The organism is Chryseobacterium sp. CY350, assembly GCF_027945075.1.
Taxonomy (GTDB): Bacteria; Bacteroidota; Bacteroidia; order Flavobacteriales; family Weeksellaceae; genus Chryseobacterium.
The window spans coordinates 1,009,202-1,032,004 of the sequence record NZ_CP116034.1; the positions used below are offsets into that span (position 1 = coordinate 1,009,202).

19 protein-coding genes and 2 pseudogenes are annotated in these 22,803 nt (G+C 33.5%); 1 reads left to right on the top strand and 20 read right to left on the bottom strand.

The genetic code is table 11. The features are described 5' to 3' along the window. Positions 1 to 47: 47 nt before the first annotated feature. The 20 genes and pseudogenes from PGH12_RS04660 to PGH12_RS04750 form a co-directional block, all read right to left on the bottom strand. Positions 48 to 620 carry a hypothetical protein gene (locus tag PGH12_RS04660; RefSeq protein ID WP_267600119.1) on the bottom strand — a complete coding sequence of 191 codons (573 nt, stop codon included), beginning with the start codon at positions 618 to 620 and terminating at the stop codon, positions 48 to 50. A gap of 1 nt (position 621) precedes the next feature. Continuing rightward, a complete protein-coding gene (locus PGH12_RS04665; RefSeq protein ID WP_271286799.1) occupies positions 622 to 2,682 on the bottom strand; it encodes an RHS repeat domain-containing protein in 2,061 nt (686 codons plus the stop codon). Between the two features lie 302 nt (positions 2,683 to 2,984). Next, positions 2,985 to 3,404 (bottom strand): hypothetical protein, encoded by a 420-nt coding sequence (locus tag PGH12_RS04670; protein ID WP_267600126.1) that lies wholly within the window; start codon positions 3,402 to 3,404, stop codon positions 2,985 to 2,987. 685 nt (positions 3,405 to 4,089) lie between these two features. Continuing rightward, positions 4,090 to 4,284 (bottom strand): annotated as a pseudogene (locus PGH12_RS19115) (RHS repeat domain-containing protein); the annotation flags it as partial. Between the two features lie 33 nt (positions 4,285 to 4,317). After that, on the bottom strand, positions 4,318 to 4,812 hold the full coding sequence (locus PGH12_RS04680; RefSeq protein WP_267600128.1) for a hypothetical protein: 495 nt from the start codon (positions 4,810 to 4,812) through the stop codon (positions 4,318 to 4,320). Between the two features lies 1 nt (position 4,813). Beyond that, complete coding sequence (locus PGH12_RS04685) at positions 4,814 to 5,470, bottom strand: JAB-like toxin 1 domain-containing protein (protein WP_442867868.1); 657 nt, start codon at positions 5,468 to 5,470, stop codon at positions 4,814 to 4,816. Further along, a pseudogene (locus tag PGH12_RS19120) lies at positions 5,465 to 5,653 on the bottom strand (RHS repeat-associated core domain-containing protein); the annotation flags it as partial. The gene PGH12_RS04685 and the pseudogene PGH12_RS19120, both read right to left, overlap by 6 nt. Positions 5,654 to 5,684: 31 nt before the next feature. Next, entirely contained in the window at positions 5,685 to 6,173 is a 489-nt protein-coding gene (locus PGH12_RS04690) for a hypothetical protein (RefSeq protein ID WP_267600121.1), read from the bottom strand. Beyond that, complete coding sequence (locus tag PGH12_RS04695; RefSeq protein ID WP_271286802.1) at positions 6,151 to 6,867, bottom strand: hypothetical protein; 717 nt, start codon at positions 6,865 to 6,867, stop codon at positions 6,151 to 6,153. The genes PGH12_RS04690 and PGH12_RS04695 overlap by 23 nt, the downstream gene beginning before the upstream one ends. 34 nt (positions 6,868 to 6,901) lie before the next feature. Next, entirely contained in the window at positions 6,902 to 7,117 is a 216-nt protein-coding gene (locus tag PGH12_RS04700) for an RHS repeat-associated core domain-containing protein (protein ID WP_271286803.1), read from the bottom strand. Between the two features lie 44 nt (positions 7,118 to 7,161). Continuing rightward, on the bottom strand, positions 7,162 to 7,650 hold the full coding sequence (locus PGH12_RS04705) for a hypothetical protein (protein WP_267600122.1): 489 nt from the start codon (positions 7,648 to 7,650) through the stop codon (positions 7,162 to 7,164). Beyond that, positions 7,634 to 9,505: an RHS repeat domain-containing protein gene (locus tag PGH12_RS04710; protein ID WP_271286804.1), complete on the bottom strand. Its 1,872-nt coding sequence runs from the start codon at positions 9,503 to 9,505 to the stop codon at positions 7,634 to 7,636. Before PGH12_RS04710 ends, PGH12_RS04705 begins: the two co-directional genes overlap by 17 nt. A gap of 283 nt (positions 9,506 to 9,788) precedes the next feature. Beyond that, positions 9,789 to 10,496, bottom strand: coding sequence for a hypothetical protein (locus tag PGH12_RS04715; protein WP_267600116.1), 708 nt, complete (start codon positions 10,494 to 10,496; stop codon positions 9,789 to 9,791). 19 nt (positions 10,497 to 10,515) lie between these two features. After that, the gene (locus PGH12_RS04720; protein ID WP_267600115.1) at positions 10,516 to 11,643 is read right to left on the bottom strand and encodes an RHS repeat-associated core domain-containing protein; all 1,128 of its coding nucleotides are present in this window, start codon (positions 11,641 to 11,643) and stop codon (positions 10,516 to 10,518) included. A gap of 16 nt (positions 11,644 to 11,659) precedes the next feature. Further along, positions 11,660 to 11,959: a hypothetical protein gene (locus tag PGH12_RS04725; RefSeq protein WP_267600114.1), complete on the bottom strand. Its 300-nt coding sequence runs from the start codon at positions 11,957 to 11,959 to the stop codon at positions 11,660 to 11,662. A gap of 38 nt (positions 11,960 to 11,997) precedes the next feature. After that, positions 11,998 to 12,390 carry a hypothetical protein gene (locus tag PGH12_RS04730; protein WP_267600113.1) on the bottom strand — a complete coding sequence of 131 codons (393 nt, stop codon included), beginning with the start codon at positions 12,388 to 12,390 and terminating at the stop codon, positions 11,998 to 12,000. Between the two features lie 4 nt (positions 12,391 to 12,394). Next, complete coding sequence (locus PGH12_RS04735; RefSeq protein WP_267600112.1) at positions 12,395 to 13,072, bottom strand: hypothetical protein; 678 nt, start codon at positions 13,070 to 13,072, stop codon at positions 12,395 to 12,397. Positions 13,073 to 13,087: 15 nt separating this feature from the next. Continuing rightward, complete coding sequence (locus PGH12_RS04740) at positions 13,088 to 16,642, bottom strand: DUF6443 domain-containing protein (RefSeq protein WP_271286805.1); 3,555 nt, start codon at positions 16,640 to 16,642, stop codon at positions 13,088 to 13,090. 7 nt (positions 16,643 to 16,649) lie between these two features. Then, positions 16,650 to 19,523 (bottom strand): hypothetical protein, encoded by a 2,874-nt coding sequence (locus PGH12_RS04745; protein ID WP_267596940.1) that lies wholly within the window; start codon positions 19,521 to 19,523, stop codon positions 16,650 to 16,652. Positions 19,524 to 19,530: 7 nt separating this feature from the next. Then, positions 19,531 to 21,087, bottom strand: a complete 1,557-nt coding sequence (locus PGH12_RS04750) for a T9SS type A sorting domain-containing protein (protein WP_267596941.1) — start codon at positions 21,085 to 21,087, stop codon at positions 19,531 to 19,533. 598 nt (positions 21,088 to 21,685) lie between these two features. Here PGH12_RS04750 and PGH12_RS04755 point away from each other — a divergent pair. Then, on the top strand, positions 21,686 to 22,357 hold the full coding sequence (locus PGH12_RS04755) for a hypothetical protein (RefSeq protein ID WP_267596942.1): 672 nt from the start codon (positions 21,686 to 21,688) through the stop codon (positions 22,355 to 22,357). Positions 22,358 to 22,803 lie beyond the last annotated feature (446 nt).

A 22,803-nucleotide genomic window follows, 5' to 3' on the forward strand; every position in this document is an offset into this window, starting at 1 on the left:
CCACACGATAAAATCGTGCGGTAGCGAGGGGAGTTATTATTGTTTATTTATTCTTTAGGATGTGTATGAACGTTAGAGACCTTTATGTCGACATTACAATTTAAATCATTTGTGATTTGTTTAGGCATCGCAGTGGAAGTCATCTCTTTTTTATATACAGAAAGGTTATCTTTACAGAAATAATAATTTACTGCTTTTTTTGCATCATCTCTAATATATCCCATATCTTCTGTCAAAACTTTTACAGAGTCAATAACTTTATATTCAGACAGTTTTTCAATAATTTTAGGATCTCTTCCTTTTTTATCATCATACCAATAAAATAGTTTTTTTCCAAATTCAGTATATTGATCTTCAATACCTCCTGTGGGGGATCCATTTACAATATATATTTTATTATCATCACCTAAAATACTAACTCCAATAATTCCAGAATTATATTCTTTATAATAAATAGAAAACGCATCATTTTTTTTTGCTAGTGAAGAAGTATGACAAAAATCTATAATAGCATTATTAATTGCTTTTTCATAATTTCCAGTCTTGATTAATTCTTTTTTCCATGTTGAACAGTTTTGAGCAGTAAAAGCCAAAACTATTATGTATATATAATTTCTCATTCTAATCATTTGTATAATCAATTTCCTGAACACCATAAGGATAGTTTGCTTCTTGAGTTAAAATTATAAAATTATAAAACATTTTTTTATTATTAATATCATTTTTAAAATCTATATCTGAGCGTGATGCAGATTCAATAGTTCTTCTATCATATCCCATAGTTGGATGCACATGATAATCTGTTATTGTAAAAAAATTATTAAGACTTGGATTATTTCCTGAATAACATTGATGTAAAGATGGGTAAGACTTACTATAAGTATTATTTTTATATTTATCAATATAAAATTTACTAATTGCTGCGTCTTTACTACTATCTTGAGACAAAAATGCACCTGATATTTCGGTTCCAACGTAATTAGATAATTTAATTGCAAAATCTTTTGCCTGTGCTAATGTTGGTTGACCTTTCCCACCCACATCTATTACATTATCACTAGTCTTAAAATTTTGACCATCTTTTAAAATACCTTTTGCAATATTATCTACCTCAACTTTTACGTTACCTTTTTTATCTAAAACTGCATTACCTTCTTTATCTGATTTAACTATTCTATCTGGATCATCATTGGTTTCACCAACTTGCTTAGTTTGTCCTGTCTTTTTATTAACCGTATAGTCCGTAAGAGGAGCCCTTCCATCAGGATCAATAAAAATTACAGGATTGTTAAAAGCATAATTATAAGGACTATGACGAGTCATTAGTTCCGCCAGCGGATCCACGACTCCCCACCTACCAATATCCGGCATATAAAATCTTGCTCCATAGTCATACATTCCCGTCTCTTGAAGCTCCTTTCCATTATATTTCATTTGATAACTATTCATCGTTGTTACTGTATAATTATGCATCAATCCAAAAGGATAATAATTGTTGACTTCCACAACTTCTCCCGGCATCCAGACATCATAACATGCCATATTACCGTCTCCCATATCTTCGCAATATTGTGAATTCATATCACGTGGCAAAATTCCTCCGTCATGATTAGAATCGGCATAGCTCAAACGAATATTCCCCAAATGATCAGTATAATTGTAAATGTACAGATTTTTTTCAAAATCAAAATAGCCTTCAGAAGTAGGAACAAACTGAAGTCCAGCAACCAGAACAGTTGAAGGTGAGGTTACATACTGAAAACCATCTAAATAAATTGTTGATTTTACACTATTCCCTTGATAATAAGATTTTGAGACTTTTACTCCATCTGCTCTATAATTATAAAAAGTTGTTTTGGTGAATTTTCCCGGCATGCCATTGATCTTGTCGGGAAGATTCAGAAAATTATACTCTATAGATGCAATCCCTTTATCTTTATGAGTAATCATGTTGCCATTATCATCGTAAGTGATTGTATTATGGGTAGATAAAGAAGGATAACCATTGCTGTTGCCAATCTGTTCTTCGGTCACTTTAGTCAGCCTGTTACCTGAATAATCATATTTCAGATTATCGATTGATAATGCCGTGGTGCTTCCCGAAAGCAAACCTGCAGATCTTTGTAATCTTGTGATATTGCCGTTGCGGTCATATTCCATTCTTTCGAAATATTCTTTGGAGGCTTCAGAACCTTCTTTCTGGTAAAATCCTGCAGACAGACGATTCAAATTATCATAAACATATCCGTATCTTTTCAAAGGCTCGTTCTCTTCTGTTGCTGTTCGCCAGTCTACTTCTGCAATATTCCCGTTGAATTTGGGCTTTACCTTGAGATCCATAAAATCAGTATTGGGATTTTCAAGTCCGTCTACCTGATTATATTTTATTTTATACCCGAACAAATCAATTCCCAAATTCGCAGGATCATTGATCTGCGTCATCCAACCGCGGATGTTGTAGGTGTAGTCTACCTTCTGAAGTCCCATTCCTAAAACTGTACCGCCAACTCTTTTCGTTTTCAGTTGCGAGAGCTCATTATATACATTCTGAGACAAAATTTCTTCTGCCCTGTTATCAATTTTATGCTTATGGGTCAGCAATCTGTTTTGATGATCGTAGGTAAAAGTTTCAGTGATCACTTTTTCGGTATCTGTAGCCAATCTTTTATGATAGGTTTTCATTTGCAATACTGCACCTGCAAAATCCAGCTCAGATTCAGTTTTGGTGTAGCCTCCAAGATGATTGATAGAGTAGGCTCCGACAGGTCTTCCTTTTCCGTCATACCAGGTATAGTTTTTAGTCCAGCTATCATCTTCAATGTTTCACGAAACCCATTACAGGAAGGCTTTTGGTGCTTCTCTTAAAACTTCTAAACTTAAAAATATTGCTGCAATAATGTTCTGTTTCCGTATACAAAACAGAACTTATATAACACAAAAAACCTCGCATTTTGCGAGGTTTTTTATTTATCTGTTCGGGAAGACTACGGCAACATAAGTCTGTATTTATTTTGATCCTTCAATCTATAAACATATATTTTGTTTGCAGCCTTCGTAGAATCTAGTTCAACTTTTATAGGTGTCTTTTTTACGTAATCAATTCCATCATCATATTCTATTACATTTTTTATTGGAAATGACATTGTAAAGATATATTCATCTTTTTTATTTAGCTCATCTTTTGCCTCTAAATCTATTCCAATTTTTTTTAATCGAGGTTCATAAGAAATGATATATCCCAATTTACCATCTAAATGTGATTGTTTGTATAGGGAATCATTAAAAATTTTAAAATTATATTCACCTACAAATTCAGTATCAACTTTCTTTTCTTTATTAATAAAATAAAAGAGTAAAAATATTATCAATAGAAAAGATATTCCTAAAATTATTTTTTTATTCATAAGTTAATTTTTAAGGATAAACTCTAAAGTTCCCAGACGGAAGACTCATTGTTTGTGATGGTGATTGGCCGTTTTTAAAATATTGCCAAACTCCACCATAATACCATTGAGTAGTTGCCTGACCAGAACTGTTAAAATTAACTTTTTTGTTTGTTCCTCTAACTTTATCAACTCCGGTATCTCTACTGAATCCTTTTGCCAATGTTGTCCCTGCAGTCATTGGTGAATCATCCGGATTATTTGAATTACATGTATTTAAAAATAACGTAGCTTTTGAAATATCAGCTTTTGGATCTGGTAAGTCTGATATTTTTTTACCTTGTGTTCCTGTTAAATTAGTTTTACCATTATTGGTAGAAACTATGTATTCGCCATCGAAAGTATCTTGATTATTATCAGGATCTATATTTAAGTGCAACTGTTGATTACTTCCATGATGATTCATAACAATTTCAGAAGGCTTCCCTTCCATATCTCCCCAATCTTGAGCAAAGTCTTGTTCAGTCATTGCATCACTTAGTGCAACACTACCTTTTCCAAATTTCTTTTCGTACTCATCGTATTGCTGCATCGTTTGGTCACCAAATCCATCTGCAACATTTGGGTTATAAAAAATATAAACTTTTACTTTTTTTAATTGATCTGAAGATAATTCTTTTCCATTTTTATCTCTCCAATCCTCATTTTCCATTCCATCGGGATCAATAAACCTAATCGGATTATTAAAAGCGTAGTTATAAGGGCTATGACGACGCATTTTCTCCGCCAGCGGATCCACAACACCCCATCTTCCGATATCCGGCATATAAAATCTCGCACCATAATCATACATTCCGGTCTCTTGCAGTTCCTTGCCATTGTACTTATACTTATAAGCATTCTACGTGGAGATTACATAGTGATTCAAATATATTTAGTTACAATTATATGGATTACATTTTTCTAAATTCCCCATAGAATTAAAGTGTAGTACCCATGATTTAGGATCATAGCCTTCATAAGAGTTTTCAATATTGATTTGTTCTAATTTATTTTTCCTGAATTTTTCAAATAATTTTGGATTGCTATCTTTATCAAAAATATAAAACGCATTTACAGATTTTCTATAAACATCATAATCTTTCCTAAATTCATTTATTTGATTTTGATTTTCAAATCTACAAATGGTAATTGTAAGACCATTATATATGTACTTATTTATGTTATCGTTATCCACTTCTGTAATATCTGGTTTTTCTTGAAAATATAATGCAAAAACAGAATTATCAATTTTTATTTTTGCCTTCTCAGAAAATTGATTAATAATATTTTCAGTCAGATTAATATCATTTACTGATATAATACTTTTTTGCTGAGCTTTACAAGAGCTAACTAAAAATAATGTTACAATTAGAATTATTCTTTTCATTTTATTTTTTGCCTTGGTTTGTTATGGATATTATCTTTTGACCATCAAAATTTATTCTAAGTGCCCCTTGTATATAATTTGGAGAATACATAATAAATTTAGCATTTGGATATTTCCCTGCTACTTTCATATCTCCACTTTGCAAGCCATGACTGTAGCTAAATTTTCCAGTTTCTGGAGAATAGTCGACATTGAAGCCACTCGGTGAATTTGAATAAGGGTCAGGATGACTATGTTCGGATTCTATTAATTGATTGCCTAACATAACTAAGGCAACTTTATCTTCTATATGAATAGTTCCTACAAAACTAAATTTATCATTTTTACTATTTGTAAATACATTTCGATTAAACTCAACATTAGTATTTTCAGCTAAATAATCAAAAACATTTTGTGCTGTTTCACTATTACTTCCAAATTTTATATAATCATATTTTTTTTCAATAGTATCGCCAGAGGCATTGGTAATTTCTACTTTCTCAGAACCTGAATTTTTTGCAATAAATCCTTTCTCACCTACATCAACACCACCATCATTCTCTGTTTTTAAATTTCCACTACTATCGAAATTTTTAGAAGCATAAATTACATCCCTTTCTGATGCTGCTTTCCATGATAAATTCCCATCATTATCAACTTCATAAATATCTTCAAGCATTCCTGTTGGATCTGTAAAAGTTATAGGGTTATTATATCCATATCTAAATGGAGATAAATTTGGAGCTTTCTCCGCCAGTGGATCCACAACACCCCATCTTCCGATATCAGCCATATAAAATCTCGCTCCGTAATCATACATACCTGTCTCCTGAAGTTCCTTTCCGTTGTACTTATAGTTATAGTAACCTCGCAAGTTGCGAGGTTTTTTGTGTTTATCTGCTCAAAGTTGGGAGACTTTTTACTGCAGGGAGACTATCAATATAACATAAACCTTTCAAGTTATCAGACCTGTATATGTTATCCATACCTCTCTCTCTACATATCTCTGTTTGTTCATCAAATTTTATACAGTCTGGAACAAATTCAAGAGGGCTGCCTGTTGCTACATTTTTAGGTATGTAATCTTCCGGTATAATTATTCTATTAAGATTAAATAAGTTATATTTATCTCCTAACTTAATTGTCTTACAATTAGTAATTACTTCTTTCTTTGAGACAACTTTATAGGTTTTTTTCTCAAAACTTAAGTATACTAAATAATAATTATTAATTGAATCAATTTTGAAAACAGTATACTTTGGTTCATCATCAACTTCAATTTTTTTGCTTACATGATTAGTCATACAGCCAAACTGCAATGCTAAACAACAAAAAATAGATAAAAAAAACATTTGTTTTTTAATATGGTGTAAATGTTCCATTTGGATATTTTGTAAAAATTACGTTACCACTTGAAATAAATTGGGCACTCTTCACATTATTACCTATCGGCCCAAATGAAAAGCCTGCTGGATTCCTAAGGATTATCCCATCATTTGTCATATATTGAATCTCAATACTTCCTCCTGGTTGCTTAACAGCTGCGTTGTGAGCCCTCAAATAAACACTTGCGGGATTTGCTGCATCAGCTTGAGTTGCAGCACCTACAAAATTACTCTCGGCTCTAGATATTAAACTCCCTTCATAGGCTTCTGAAACTTCGTGCAATACACCTTCTCCCGGTTTACTGGCAAAATCGCCCATCCTTCCCAATATTTCAGGATTAATTGCTTGTTCTGCTGTGACGATTCCTGTAGCTGCATCTAAAGAGTTTCCTAAAAATGCACCTCCATTATGCGTTATACCAGTACTTGTAGTAAGTGTGTTTTCAGCCGCTACATTAACTAAAACAGAATGATCGTTTATGATTTTAGCAACTTCGGCAGCATTCCCAGATAAAGTTCCTGTAGAATTTTGAGTATAACTAACATTTCCACTTGCATCCCTTGATAGTGTAATGTCAGAGCCTGCAGATTTTTGCAATTCTGTTAAAGCTTTATCCGCTGATCCACCATTTATACGAATATCGGTGGCACTTCTTCCATCAGGATCAATAAATCTAATAGGATTGTTCATTACATAATTATATGGTGACCATCGACGGTATTGTTCACTTAGCGGATCTACCACACCCCAATCTTCCAATATCCGGCATATAGAATCTCGCACCATAATCATACATTCCAGACTCCTGAAGTTCCTTTCCGTTGTACTTATATTGATAACTATTCATCGTTGTTGTTGTATAATTATGCATCAACCCAAAAGGGTAATAATTATTTACTTCCACAACTTCTACCGGCATCCAGACATCGTAACATGCCATGTTACTATCATAAATTTATTTGGTTAAAGTAATCTTGACACCCATTACCTATTAATAATTTCACCAGAAATAGGAGTACAATCTCTGAAAATTGGATAGGCATATTGAAGTTTAGACTTCATTTTTTCTTTTTCCTCGTAATACTGTTTAGTATTTCCTTCTTGTATTATCCACCATTTTGAATGACCATCAAAATAGACAGTATCATTGTGTTTATTATTTTTATATTTTACAAACGCATATTCAACATAATCATTAAATTGTGGCTTTATATCATTAACATATTTTAAAACTTTGACTGAATCTAAAATTCTATCAAAACTAGAGCTACTAAAATCTTGTGTAATAAATGTTTTATCTTCAAAATTCATTCGCCAAAACCTAGCTATTTTAAAATCTACCTCTAAATCAGTAGATTCATTTATTTGCTTAAAAAGAATTACTTTCTCACTAAAATCTTTCCGATACAAACAGCTGGAGATTATTAAAAGAGAAGAAAGAGAAAGTAGTAAATAATTATTTTTTAATTTCATTGCTTTTTACATTTTTAACTGGAACATATATACCTTGATAAACAGTTCTTTGCGGTTCTTTAAGAGCCTCATTAATTTGATTTGAAAGAATGGTTGTGTATTGTTCTTCTTGATTTTTAAAACCAGGATTTTCCGATTTTTGTTTTCTTCTTTGGAACCAATTTGCATTATCAAAAATATGATTATAAGAATGCACCATTTCGTGACCTAATATGGAGGTTGGGGAGTTTATTTTATCTCCTTTAGTTAATTTACCATTTTCATATCTTTGTACAAGACCTTCAGAACTTTCATTATTATATAAAACACCCTCTTCATCGTTAAATCTTATCCGCCCAATTTGATACAAATCACTATCCCATTTATTATTCTTTTTGTCATAACCCATTCCGAAAGTGAATTCAGATGAAAAATCACTTTTAACAATTCCTAATGTTTTTTTATGGTCTATCAATTTTTGCATAATATTTATATCTTTAATACCATCACCATTAGTATCTATGTTCATTGCATCACTTTCATATAAAGTATCTAATGCAGATATTGCATTATCCAAAAAATTATTTCCAGTACTTTTTCTGGCAGCAGAATATGAATAAATGAATTGTTGTTTTCCTTTGTCATCTTCATAATAAATGACAATTTGTCTTCCGTCAGGATCTTTGAAAAATACAGGATTGTTGAATGCATAATGATAAGGACTAGCTTTAATATATCTTTCTGAGAATGGATCACCAACTCCCCATCTTCCAATATCGGGCATGTAAAACCTTGCTCCATAATCATACATTCCAGTCTCTTGGAGTTCCTTACCGTTGTACTTGTATTGATAACTATTCATCGTTGTTGCAGTGTAATTATGCATCAATCCAAAAGGGTAATAATTATTGACTTCCACAACCTCTCCAGGCATCCAGTAATCATAACATGCCATGTTACCATCTCCCATGTCTTCGCAGTATTTTGAATTCATATCGCGTGGCAAAATCCCGCCGTCATGATTAGAATCTGCATAGCTCAAACGTATATTCCCCAAATGATCAGTATAATTGTAAATGTACAGATTTTTTTCAAAATCAAAATAGCCTTCAGAAGTAGGAACAAATTTTAGTATTGCTGAAGAACTGGGACATCCTAAGCAGAAATCTACTTTGTTATCATACTGAAAACCATCCAGATAATCAATCTCTGTACTTGACATTGCAAATGAATTAGCCAACATTTTTTTTAGCTTTGTACCATCTGCTCTGTAAATATATGAAGAGGAACTTCCTTTTTTGCCACTTCCACTTATAACAGTTGAAGGTAGATTCAAATAATTATAAACAATTGAATTAATCCCTTTATCTTTATGAGTAATCATGTTGCCATTATCATCGTAAGTGATTGTATTATGGGTAGATAAAGAAGGATAACCATTGCTGTTGCCAATCTGTTCTTCGGTCACTTTAGTCAGCCTGTTACCTGAATAATCATATTTCAGATTATCGATTGATAATGCCGTGGTGCTTCCCGAAAGCAAACCTGCAGATCTTTGTAATCTTGTGATATTGCCGTTACGGTCATATTCCATTCTTTCGAAATATTCTTTGGAGGCTTCAGAACCTTCTTTCTGGTAAAATCCTGCAGACAGACGATTCAAATTATCATAAACATATCCGTATCTTTTCAAAGGCTCGTTCTCTTCTGTTGCTGTTCGCCAGTCTACTTCCGCAATATTCCCGTTGAATTTGGGCTTTACCTTGAGATCCATAAAATCAGTATTGGCATTTTCAAGTCCGCCTACCTGATTATATTTTATTTTATACCCGAACAAATCAATTCCCAAATTCGCAGGATCATTGATCTGCGTCATCCAACCGCGGATGTTGTAGGTGTAGTCTACCTTCTGAAGTCCTATTCCTAAGATTGTGCCGCCTACTTTTTTGCTTATTTAAACCATCACTAACTTTGATACACGAGGAATGATCTTCAGTCATTTAGATATGTTTTTATAGCCAAAAATAAACAAGAGCAGGAATCGCCTACTCTTGTTTTGATTGTTTAATTTTTAATAAGTTCTGAAAATCAGTGATTTGTATTTTTGGAAATGCTTATCACTAACTCTGCAACATTACCATAATTCTTAGCTTTTCTTTTTATTTTACAATAATGCCTAAGTTATTTATACAATCCATAAATTCTTTCTTTTTTTCTTCATTAAAATTAGGCAAGCCTTCTATGCCATTCTTTATATCATTATATTTAACTCTGACAATTCCATAACTATTTATTTTTTTATTTGTAAAATAGTAACTTTTAGCGTAAATTTTGGGTTTCGGGGTATTTTTATCTATTTCTAAACATTTTTTTAAATCGCTTACTTTATTGTGAATTACCAGCTCATACCTAAAATATTCATTCTGATATTTCTCCTTAAAGTCTTCCATGGAAATTTTTTTAGTATAGAATATAAAATCGTTTTCTTTGGCTTTGACCTTAACTTTGGTATATGAAAGACTGTCAAGATGTAATTTATATGGGCTTGTTGTAATTTCACAAACATCATGGTTATCTAAGACAATTATTCCATTATAGAATCCTTCTTCATCATGAAAACCATCTTCTATATAAATATGAGAATATTTTTTGTCAGGAATAATATGACAGGATTTAGCACCTAACAATCTGTATGTTAATAAATTACTTTTAACTCCTTCTATTAAAGTCGAATCAATATGTTCAATATCATAATATATATAATTATCCTTTAATAAATATTCATTCATCTGTTTAAGGGACTTCTTTTCCTGAGAAAAACAAGAATTTAAAACGAGTATGCTAAAAAACAAAACAACTTTTTTCATTTGATTTTTTTTAAAATTATTATTGTCCGCGATCTTTAAACTTTTGTAAAAGAAACATAGCAGCTGCCCCATGATAATTATATTTATTTTGCAATATATTATTATTTACTTTCAAAACATCGGCAGAACTTGGAATAGGGGACGTTTGACTCCCGTCTGAATTATAATAAATGCTACTTCCTGCATTATCTATTAATCTTCCATTATTATTAGGAATACAACGAGAGCCAATGCAATTACTTCCGTAGTTGGTTCTTAGTGGAAGACCTGTTTCAGCTCTTATAATATTCTCAACGTGACTGCCATAAATTTCAGCTGTAGTTGCATCAGGACCAAATCTACCATCTGGCTGTGCAATTTCACCCAATGCAAAATTTCCATAAACATGACCCATTTCGTGTGCAATTATTGAATATAAAGGAGAATATTTAGCATCCTTTCCCAGTGTTGTCCAAACACCTTTTCTTGAGTTAGGATTTATATCAATAATATTACTTATAGCATGTCTTATTTGTGAATCTCCAGATGTATAATTAAAATTTATGTCCCTATTTTTTCCGCCTTGGTCAAAGTAGTTAATCATTGTATTTCCAATGGATGTGTTTTTATCCAAGTAGCTTAGTGCAGATACAGTTTGTATAACATAATCTGATAAAGTTGTTTCGTCTACACCAGTCCATTTCCCGTCTACCTTATGTTGAGTAGCCCCATTATGATACCTATACTGAGAACCATTTTGATCATTTATATATATCCATTCTCCATTTATATCAATGTATTTTATTGGATTTCCTGCAACGTAATTATATGGTGATAAAGAATTATAATTCTCACTGTAATTGTCCATCACACCCCATCTACCAATATCGGGCATATACATTCTCGCCCCGTAATCATACATTCCGGTCTCTTGCAACTCCTTTCCGTTGTACTTATATTGATAACTATTCATCGTTGTTGCAGTGTAATTATGCATCAATCTAAAAGGGTAATAATTATTGACTTCCACAACCTCTCCCGGCATCCAGTAATCATAACATGCCATATTACCATCTCCCATATCTTCACAATATTTTGAATTCATATCGCGTGGCAAAATCCCGCCGTCACCATTAGAATCTGCATAACTCGAACGTACATTTCCCAAATATTTTATGTATACCTCAATATTCTTTTGTTGAAATAAATGCTCTTGCTTTTGATCCTGGAATTTTGTTCCAGAAGGCAGCTTTTTCTGTATTATAATAATCCCTTTTATATAAAGACAATAATTTACCTGTCTTAGGATCTGCTTCTAATATTGTTATTTTTTTATTATCATCACATGATTTTACAACCCAAATTATCTCACCTTTATGATAATAACTATATTCTGTGAGACTTTGATAACAAATGTTTTTTAACCCATTTGATTTAGCTAATTTTAATATTTTCTTAGGATTCAAATAAACATTATTCTTCAACTTATCATAATAATTTAAAATTTTTTTATTTTCAAAATTTAATTGCTCAGTATTATTACTAAAATCATATCGGTAAATATATTGATAGAACGAAAATCTTTTAAATAAAAATTGAAATGTATAATAATACATATAAGTAATATTAAAATTTTGTTGTTAAATTTTGATAATAATTTAATATTTTCTTCATTCACAAAAAAATTATTTGTTGTCAAATAATCTTCACTATTTATATCTAAAGTATCGACACTTATAAAAGATTGTTTTTGATTATATTTAACACTCTTTTTAAAGAATTCTTGTCCAAATGATTTTATAAATATAGATTCCAATTTTAACTTATATTTTTCCTTAGAAATTATATCTGCATCTGTTTGTCCAAAAATTATTATACTTAAAAAAAGAAATAAAATGCAATATTTTATTTTCATATTATTATTTTAGTAAATTCCAATAAGCCGCTTTATCAGCTTTTTCATAATACCTCTCATAAATGGTTAAAACTTCTCCAGACTTTGGATCAAGCTCTACTACTTTAGCTTTTTCTTTATTGCTACAATCCTTTATCTGCCAAACATCTTGGTTTTTATTAAGTAAACTTGCACTTGTTAATGATTGATAGCAAATGTTTTCCATACCATTTGCTTTAGCAATTTTTAAAGCTTTCTTAGGAGATAGATATTCTTTGTTCTTTATTTTATTATAATATTCAAGAATTTCTTTATTAATTAGATATAAAACTTCTTTATCGTTTACTAACTCACACAGAAATATTCTCTTATAAAAAACCTTCCCTTTATATAAAAAATTATAATTATAATGTTCTAAATAATCGAAATTAGGATAATCATTTCTGTATTTTTGTATATCTAATTGGTTATTTACGTTTAAAAAGATCATTTTAAAATCATCATCATTTTCTATATCATTTGTCAGGAACAAATTAATATAACTTTCATCTTTATTATACTTTATACTTTTTTTAAAAAACTTTTCTCCAAAAAATTCTTTAAATATAGAATCGTATTCGCTTTTACATTGTTCTTTTATAGTAATGTTTACTTGAGAAAATAAATTCACATTTAAAAAAATCAGTATGATGTAATATTTCATTTTCATAATTATATTTTATTTAATGGATTTTAATCTACCATTTGAGACGCCTGTGATTTGTTTTTTTTCTTCGGCTGTAATATACTTTGAATCCACTACACCATAACCACTTACATTTCCCTGTTTTGTTACAGCTGTCATATCAGTTCTTCCAATTATTGCTCTGAGAGCATCATTAGTAATGGGTGACCCTGTCATTGTCGTTGTTACTTTAGATTTGGAAGTTGTTACCATTATATTATCTGTATCGTCCATCATTTTGCCCGGATCTCCATGTATTCCTCCTAAATTATGACCTATCTCATGATTAAAATCATTTTCAAATTTACTGGCATAATCCAGTCCTTCAATGGCCATTACTTTAGTTGCATCTGATACAATACTTTGTCTATCTGCCTCAGCCGTATTAGCAGCATCAACGGTTCCATTAGAAATATAGTTTCCTAATCTTGTGACAGTACCATCGCTGTTTTCAACTTTGTCAGATTTAGCAGAAGCAATTGCCGCATCCATACTTTGTGATTCCGTTGCTGAAAGCTTAAATATTGCATAAATTTTTCCTCCTTCGGTATTTATTTCTCTTGCAACTCCATTATTATTATAAGTAGAGATTGATGCTCCTAAACCCTGCTTTTGTTCTTTGGTTAAACCAAAGTGGTAATAATTTGCTGTCACAATAAAAGGGTCATCTATGGTTCCTGTACCTGTTACTCCTCCGTCTCTACCATCAGGATCTACATATCTAATTGGATTATTTAGAGTGTAATTATATGGAGTTAGAGAGATATACTTCTCCGCCAACGGATCTACAACACCCCATCTACCAATATCCGGCATATAAAATCTTGCGCCGTAATCATACATTCCGGTTTCCTGAAGTTCCTTCCCGTTGTACTTATATTGATAACTATTCATCGTTGTTGCAGTGTAATTATGCATCAACCCAAAAGGGTAATAATTATTGACTTCCACAACTTCTCCCGGCATCCAGACATCATAACACGCCATATTACCGTCTCCCATATCTTCGCAGTATTTTGAATTCATATCACGTGGTAAAATCCCGCCGTCATGATTAGAATCTGCATAGCTCAAACGTATATTCCCCAAATGATCGGTATAATTGTAAATGTACAGATTTTTTTCAAAATCAAAATAGCCTTCAGAAGTAGGAACAAATTTTAATATTGCTGAAGAACTGGGACATCCTAAGCAGAAATCTACTTTGTTATCATACTGAAAACCATCCAGATAATCAATCTCTGTACTTGACATTGCAAATGAATTAGCCAACATTTTTTTTAGCTTTGTACCATCTGCTCTGTAAATATATGATGAGGAACTTCCTTTTTTGCCACTTCCACTTATAACAGTTGAAGGTAGATTCAAATAATTATAAACAATTGAATTAATCCCTTTATCTTTATGAGTAATCATGTTGCCATTATCATCGTAAGTGATTGTATTATGGGTAGATAAAGAAGGATAACCATTGCTGTTGCCAATCTGTTCTTCGGTCACTTTAGTCAGCCTGTTACCTGAATAATCATATTTCAGATTATCGATTGATAATGCCGTGGTGCTTCCCGAAAGCAAACCTGCAGATCTTTGTAATCTTGTGATATTGCCGTTGCGGTCATATTCCATTCTTTCGAAATATTCTTTGGAGGTTTCAGAACCTTCTTTCTGGTAAAATCCTGCAGACAGACGATTCAAATTATCATAAACATATCCGTATCTTTTCAAAGGCTCGTTCTCTTCTGTTGCTGTTCGCCAGTCTACTTCTGCAATATTCCCGTTGAATTTGGGCTTTACCTTGAGATCCATAAAATCAGTATTGGCATTTTCAAGTCCGTCTACCTGATTATATTTTATTTTATACCCGAACAAATCAATTCCCAAATTCGCAGGATCATTGATCTGCGTCATCCAACCGCGGATGTTGTAGGTGTAGTCTACCTTCTGCAGTCCCATTCCTAAAACTGTACCGCCAACTCTTTTCGTTTTCAGTTGCGAGAGCTCATTATATACATTCTGAGACAAAATTTCTTCTGCCCTGTTATCAATTTTATGCTTATGAGTCAGCAATCTATTCTGATGATCGTATGTAAAAGTTTCAGTGATCACTTTTTCGGTATCTGTAGCCAATCTTTTATGATAGGTTTTCGTTTGCAATACTGCACCTGCAAAATCCAGCTCAGATTCAGTTTTGGTGTAGCCTCCCAAATGATTGATTGAATAGGCTCCGACAGGTCTTCTTTTGGTATCGTAATAAGAGTAGCTTTTCGTCCAGCTGTCGTCTTCAATATTCTTTACCAAAGTCATTATAGGAAGGCTTTTGGTGCTTTTCCCCAATGTTGCTGCATTATCCGTTAAGATCGTTTTCCCGTAAATAGTAGAAGGAAATGAAGGATTGAAGCTGTAAGAAGGGTAGCTGTCGTAATAGTTAACTGATAATACGGTTTCTATATCAACAAAATAACCGTTGCTGTAATAGATCTGCATCCCGTTTTTCGTAAAACCTGAAGGATGTCTAGCTTCAGTAATCACCAAATTTCCTGTCTGGTTTTGCATACTCGTTCTGTCTCCACCAGCTAAAATCCCTGTGTAAATGACTCTTCCGAATTGGTCATACTTTGTAATTAACCATTTACTGTTTGCACGCATATTGGCATCCTGAGTCATGATGAGACGGTCTGCTTTATCGTATACCATATATTCCCAACCTTTTCCGGGAAGTTTCTTTTCAACCAATCTATTGTCTCCGTCATATCGGTATTGGTAGCAAAGGTTATCCAATGTGGTTTGGTCTACAGTTCCTATGGATGCCAAAGGCGGTACTACAAAAGCAAGCTGGTTGTATTTGTTGTAAATATAATAGGTATCGGCATTTTCAGAGGTACTGACTGCTTTTCTTACTAAAACGGTCTGCCCTCTAGTGTTTTTAAATTCGGTGGTTACATTGCCGTCTTCATAAGTGACCGTGTTTTTATAAAGTTGTCCCTGAGGATAACTTCCACCGTCACTTACTCCTGATTTTGTGGCTCCGTTTTCCCATACTGTTGTTTTGGCGTATTTTTTTACCTCGCCGTTGATATTGGTATCATATCCGAACTGTACAGGTTTATTTGCCCAAGCCGTACCTACCTGAATCTGCTGCTGTATCCTGTCTAAAGGTGAATTTTCCGGTATTTTTTCCGAATAGATCTTTTCGGTCCCGTAAATAGATGGCTGTGTCGCATTACTCAGCGCATTGGGAACAATAGCACCGTTCATCGTTCCGGATTGCGGAACCGGAAGATAGTCTTTCAGCTGTCGTCCGAACTGGTTATATTCAATATGAGTTACCACATCTTTTCCTGTGGGTGATGCTTTTACATTCACTACCTGCTTAGGTCTTCCTAAGCCGTCAAAATACTGCACAGTCTGAATCTGTTTTGCAGACGAGCTCGATGTGGTAACAGGCTCAAGATATATTCTGGTCTGTACATAGTTTTCTGTATTGGTTGCCTGTGCATGGTAAAGACCCGCTACAAACAGCATACTAATGGGGATAATAAGTTTTTTCATTGTGTTTTTATGGTTTGTAGTTATACGTGTTTTCCTTTAGTATTTTGCCTTGTTCATCTACGATTTTCTGAAGTCTGCCCGCAGAATCATAGAGGTAAATTTCTCTTATTCCGGACGGCGGCGTAAGACTTCTTACACCTGTTAAAGGATCATAGGTATAGGTTGCAATCTGAAAAGCAGATAAACCCGGTTGATTTCTAAAATTATCGAGCGCATTTAAAAAGGCTGTTTCATCATTATTAGTAACCGCCAGAGCATCTGCATTTGAAGCCGCAACAATTGCCGTTGCCAAGCTACTGACCTGGGCATAGGTGGCTCCTGTAATTTTGGCGATCGGCAGAGTACCGTTGTAGCCCCAGATTACAGCAGTTGGAATTCCATCTTTCGTGGTGTACTGCATCACATTACCATTTACATCATATTGATCGTAGGTTATTTGTGTAGTCATAGATCCTGTAAGAAGATTCTTCGAAAGAACCGATGTAGGAAACAGGTGAGAAGGTTCGTCATATTTGCTTTCCGTTTTAGAAACTACCTCCCCATTAAAAAGAGTTCTTGTTTCAATCAGATTTTTGTACATGTTTTTATTCAGAAGCTTACTGATCTGTTTGCTGTACGGATAGTCATAATAAGTCTCCGTAATATCACCCTGATCGCTTGCTTCTTTAGTGTATTCCACATTGAAGTCATTTTTATTCACCAGTTTTTCGCTCGAGCTAGTTACTGATCTGTTTTGTGGAAAAAATGCAGTGCTGGTAATCTTATGCTTTTTTACATAAATGGGAATCAGTGTTGTGTAACCATAAATATCTTCAATAATAAAAGGATTGATATTAAGGTTATCATAGGTATACTCATGATTTTCGGAAGCAACTTTCTGATTTGTTGAGCTATACACTTCTTTGCTGAGTAATAAACCCCTGTTATTCAAATCTTCCAGATAGTTCATCGAAGAAGTATAATTTGTTATCCAATTATCAGGTCCTATAAATGTATATTTTGAGTAGCCACCATCTGCATTGACCTCTTTAACATTTTTATAAATAATATTTTTATTAAGCTCAGTATCTCCGTACATGGTAATATAATCTGATCTTTTTGACAAACTTATAAACGGTGACAGCGTACCGCTGGAAGTTTCGTTATCCGAGAATCTTTCATAATGGTAAATTTTATAATTGGAAGGCAAGACCGCCGATTCTGAGTCAAAATATTCGATGCTTTTAATTCTAGCACCATATTTACTTTTATAATTATGATTTGATACATTAATATCAGTAAGTTCAAATACAGAAAAATTTCCAACACCGGTAGTATTTCCGCCGACCGTCACTGTATGTGGTCCAGGTAGTCCTACTGGGATATACATTCTGCCATATGCGTCTGCTTCATGGGGAATATTTTGATTGTCATAATAAAGGGCTATGACGGGGATCGCTTCGGGGTCAAGCAATGGACTCGGATCGTAGCCGATTACCTGAAAGCAAAAGACAAGATTTCTGTGATCAGGTGTGTTTGCGCTGCCAGGTGTCACATTGAAAGTAAAGGTACTGTTGATTTTAGTGTCAAAATTAGAAGAAGTAATAAGTTTGTAGTATTGTGTTTCTTTATCATGTTCATATGAAATAGTAGATCCTGTAAGTGGGCTTTGTGTTACAGAAGTTCTGTTTACATAATATTGGCTAGACTCAAAATTAAACTTTACATATCCTTTGGTAGGTAATATCATTTTAGATAGAGTTCCGATGGTCGAATACTTAGGATTATCCGTCCACTCTCTCACAGGTTCGGGATCTGAAGTACAAACATCAAATCCAAAATTGGGCGAAGGACCATATTCTCTTTCTGTACCCGTGCTGTTATAGGCAAATGAATAGGCTTCTATTTCATTTCCCTGATTATTTTTTCTGGTGATCTTATCAAGAACAGTGGTATCATATGCAACGTTGCCACCATAAAAATATTTGTAGTAAGTCAATCCTCCATAAGTTAAATCGATTTGTTGCAGTAATCTGTTTTCTTGATCCTTAAGCTCCAACTTTTTAACAAGATAACAGTCAGACATATGGGTGGAGTTAGATTTATATCTGTTTTGAGGATAATAATCATATTCCAGATTGATCTCACCATATCCTTTTGAAATGATTTTTTTTGGCTTATAATCTGTAAATATTATATTAGGCATCTCGTTATAATGATACTCTGCATATTCTACCGTAATGATCTCCTGATTTTGGGCATCTAAAACTTTACTGAGGTAATAGGCTCCTTTATAATTGTAACTATGGCTAAGAGCTTTGCCTGTCTTATCAAAAAAATACTGATTTCCAAACTCGTCGGTAATTTTAAAGTTCAAAATATCAAAATACTTAGTTGTAGAATTAGTAAATTCTATTTTTTCTTTTGATGTGCCTAAATTCTGAACTGTGATGACATTTGTATTATTTGCTTTCCTGAAAACAAATTTACCGGACATCCCAAATGCATTAAAGTAAAAGACATCATTAAATTGAAAATATTCCATATTCATGAGAGGATTGTTGGCTGCTGCTTCATCAGGACCGCCAATTACTGTTTTCGAAATCACATTATTAACATTCATCATACTCCAGCCCAGACCAACATCAGATGACTGCTGAAAGCGAACTGCATTTTTTGAATGATAAGACATACTGACATTGATGTTAACATTTTTATTTTTGGTGGGTAAACTAAATCCCGGTAAATCTACTTTCGGAACCCCTGTAGAAATATCAACCGGAGTATCTATATAGGTCGACAGATAGGATACGGTTGGAATTGGTTTGAAAATATCAACAGTAGTGTTTTGTGATGATATTTTCACATAAAATATCGTTATAAAAAAGATTAGGTATTTCATCGTGTTTTTATTTTTTAATCAATTTAGCATTCGCGCTTTTATTTGTATCCGTTTTCACCATCACCAGATACGCCCCCTGAATCAAATTCTGCGTATTAATCTTAGTCACTTTATTTTTAGTTTTCAGGCTTTGGAGCTGTCTTCCACCCATATCATACAGCGTAATATCCGCTTCTTTAAATTCAAAACCAATCTCAACATAACAGTAATCAGATACCGGATTCGGATAGATCTTAATATCCTGCTTCTCAATCAGCTGATCCAATTGCTTATCTCCTAATTTTACAATTTTCCAGTTTTCTTTCCCCAATTCTTCAGCACTTGTTCCTGCCAGAATAATCGAGCCGTCACGATTCAATTTAATGTCAGATAACCTTTCTTCCTTTTTTCTCGATTCTCCTTTTACATGCTTTCTCCATTGCTCATTACCATCAGAGTTTAAATAAAGCATCCAGAAAGTTTCATCGTCAGCTTCAATTCTGCCTTCCGCCTGCGTGTAACCTCCGAGTAAAATTCCTTGGGTTAAATCTTTATTCTTTTCTCTTTCATCTTTTCGCTGAATCACATTCATCCCCATCAGGACATCTCTGTTTTTGAAATTGTAAGATTTCTGCCACAGTTCTTCACCTCGGTCATTTAAGGAAATCAGCCAGATATCGGTTCCTTCTTCAATTCCAACCGTTTTATTTCCTGATCTTTCGGATCTCGATTCTCCGCCAACGATATAGCCTGTAGAAGTCATCGCCAAAGTTCTCAGATGATCGTCACCTTTTCCTCCGAAATTCTTTTCCCATTCTACTTTCCCTTCTTTATTTAGTTTGACAACCCAAAAATCTCCTTCCCCGAAATTTTCAGTTTTCTTAGATCCACCAACATTACTTCTTGAGTAAATTCCAAGCAAAGCACCACCGTCAACCGTTGGAATCATCTTTTCAGCTTCATCGAGACCTTTCCCGCCTAAAATAATCTGAGATAATTCTTTCCCGTTTTTATCGAGTTTTGACACGATGACATCTTTAGAACCAAAACCTTTCGGCGCATGCTGAACATTTCCGGCAACAAAAAACCCGAAATCAGTCGTCTGAATCACGGCTTTGGCTTCTTCATCCTGAGACGATCCCAAAGTTTTTTGCCACAGTTCGTCACCAAATTCATTAATTCTGATGAGCCAGATATCGCTTCCGCCTTTTGTATCTTCTTTTTTATCCAATCCTTTCCTGGAAAATGACGTTCCTGCCAATAGGAATCCACCTTCCTGTGTAGAAACTGCTGATGAAAGAAAATCATGATTTTGTCCAGAGAAATATTTTTCCCAGACTTCTTCACCCTGTTGATTCAGTTTCACCAAATGAAAATCATAACCGTTGTTTTGTGTGTTTTCGGAAGTCAGTTTTTTTGATTGAATAGAGCTTCCTGTAATGAGATATTGCTGATCGATGGTTGTGGTAACTTGTGAAAGAAAATCCTGAGTGGATGATTTAATATCTTTCTGCCATACAACACCCTGAGCATACAGTACGGCAGCAGTGCATAAGAAAAGTGCACTCACGTAGAGTTTTTTCATGATTTGAGTTTTTTAATTGTTGTTAATTTTTCGCTAATATAATATTATATTTAATTCCTGCTATAAGGAAAACCATAATCTTTATACAATTTAGATATGTTATTTATGGTCAGTTGGTTTTGTATCATATCACTTGTTGTTTTTTAATTTTAAATGATATTCATGCAAATATCAATGCCTAATGCGACAGAAGTTGACGTATTATTTATTTTAAATTTATTTGTTGATTGTAGAAAATAAGAAAGGCGCAGAGCAGAAGTCAAACCGTATTAGAGGTACTGCGAAGAACCCGACAACCAGAAAGACTACGCCCGCGCCAGTAGTAGACACAGGCGTAAGTCTATCAAAATTTGGTTGTCCTAGAAGATTCGCAGTTTCCTAATACCAATTTGATAGCTTACGCTTTTATTTTTTCGTTAAAATCTACTGCGAATATAAAAAATATTTTAGAATTTTTAGTGTAAATAAATTTAACTTAATTTAAATAATCTCTTATTTTAAGAACTTTAATTAAAAATATTATTTTAAAATATCAATAAAAGGCGTTGGTGTATTAAAATATTTTCTAAATTTGTTCAAATCCCTAACTAATCAATATATGAACACTAATCAATCAAACAAACTCAACATGGCAAAAACCCTTAAGCAGTTTTATTCCGTTGAACAAGGAAAATACGCAGGTAATAATCCTCTAACTGCAAGAATTTCAGAACTGAATACGATCGTCAGCAATCTGGATGCTCTGGCAGAAATTCAGGCGACCGACACCACTGCAAATACAAATTTAAAAACTGATGCCGGAACTTTAATGATCAATCTCACAGTAGCGTACGCCAATACCGCTGCAGATTATTTTGATGACAAAGACAGCCCACTTGCCAAACAGTTGACCACCAGCAAGTCGAAAATAAAAAACATGACCGGTGTCGAAGCTAAAATTTATTGTCAAAAGCTGTATGGTATCGTAAACGAAAATACAGATGATCTTGATCCCGACTATGTAACCGCTTCTGAAGCGCAGGATTGGCAAGCCGCAATCAATAATTTTGATGCCAAAGCATATGATGCAAGTGTACATATCGATACTACGCAAAATGCAACTCAGGATCTGGATAAGGAATTTAAAAAACTCGGTACCTGTCTAAATAAACTAGACAGGTTGATGAAAAAATACGATATTCTTAATCAATCGTTCTACGGAAACTATAAAATTTCGCGCAAAACATCAAATCTGGGAACCCGTCACAACAGTGAAATTCCCACTAATTAGTAAATAAATAGATAAAATGCCTGATTTCATGATCGGGTATTTTTATGAGATCATTTCTCCTAAATCTGTCAAGAACGCTTTCAGAAGGCTAAAGATCATTTTCGACGCAGACAGTTAATATTCCGATGCAGACAGATTGTTCGCCGAGCCATACAGTAAGCATTCCATAGAGTTAAGATCATCATCCGAATCTTACAATTGACATTCCGAGGTAGACAGATGACGTTCTGATCCATACAGCAGACATCCCTAATCATACAGCTCATGGTCTGAGCAGTTCAGATCGCTTTCCTCGCCCGATAGATGACATTCTCCTACAGACATTTCGCATTCCGACACTTATGGCGCAAATTTAATAACAGCACTCTGATATTCCTAAATGTTTAACCAAATGATGTGATAGATAGTTGACCTCTATCGGATCAGTTGATAACGTTCAAGCTAAC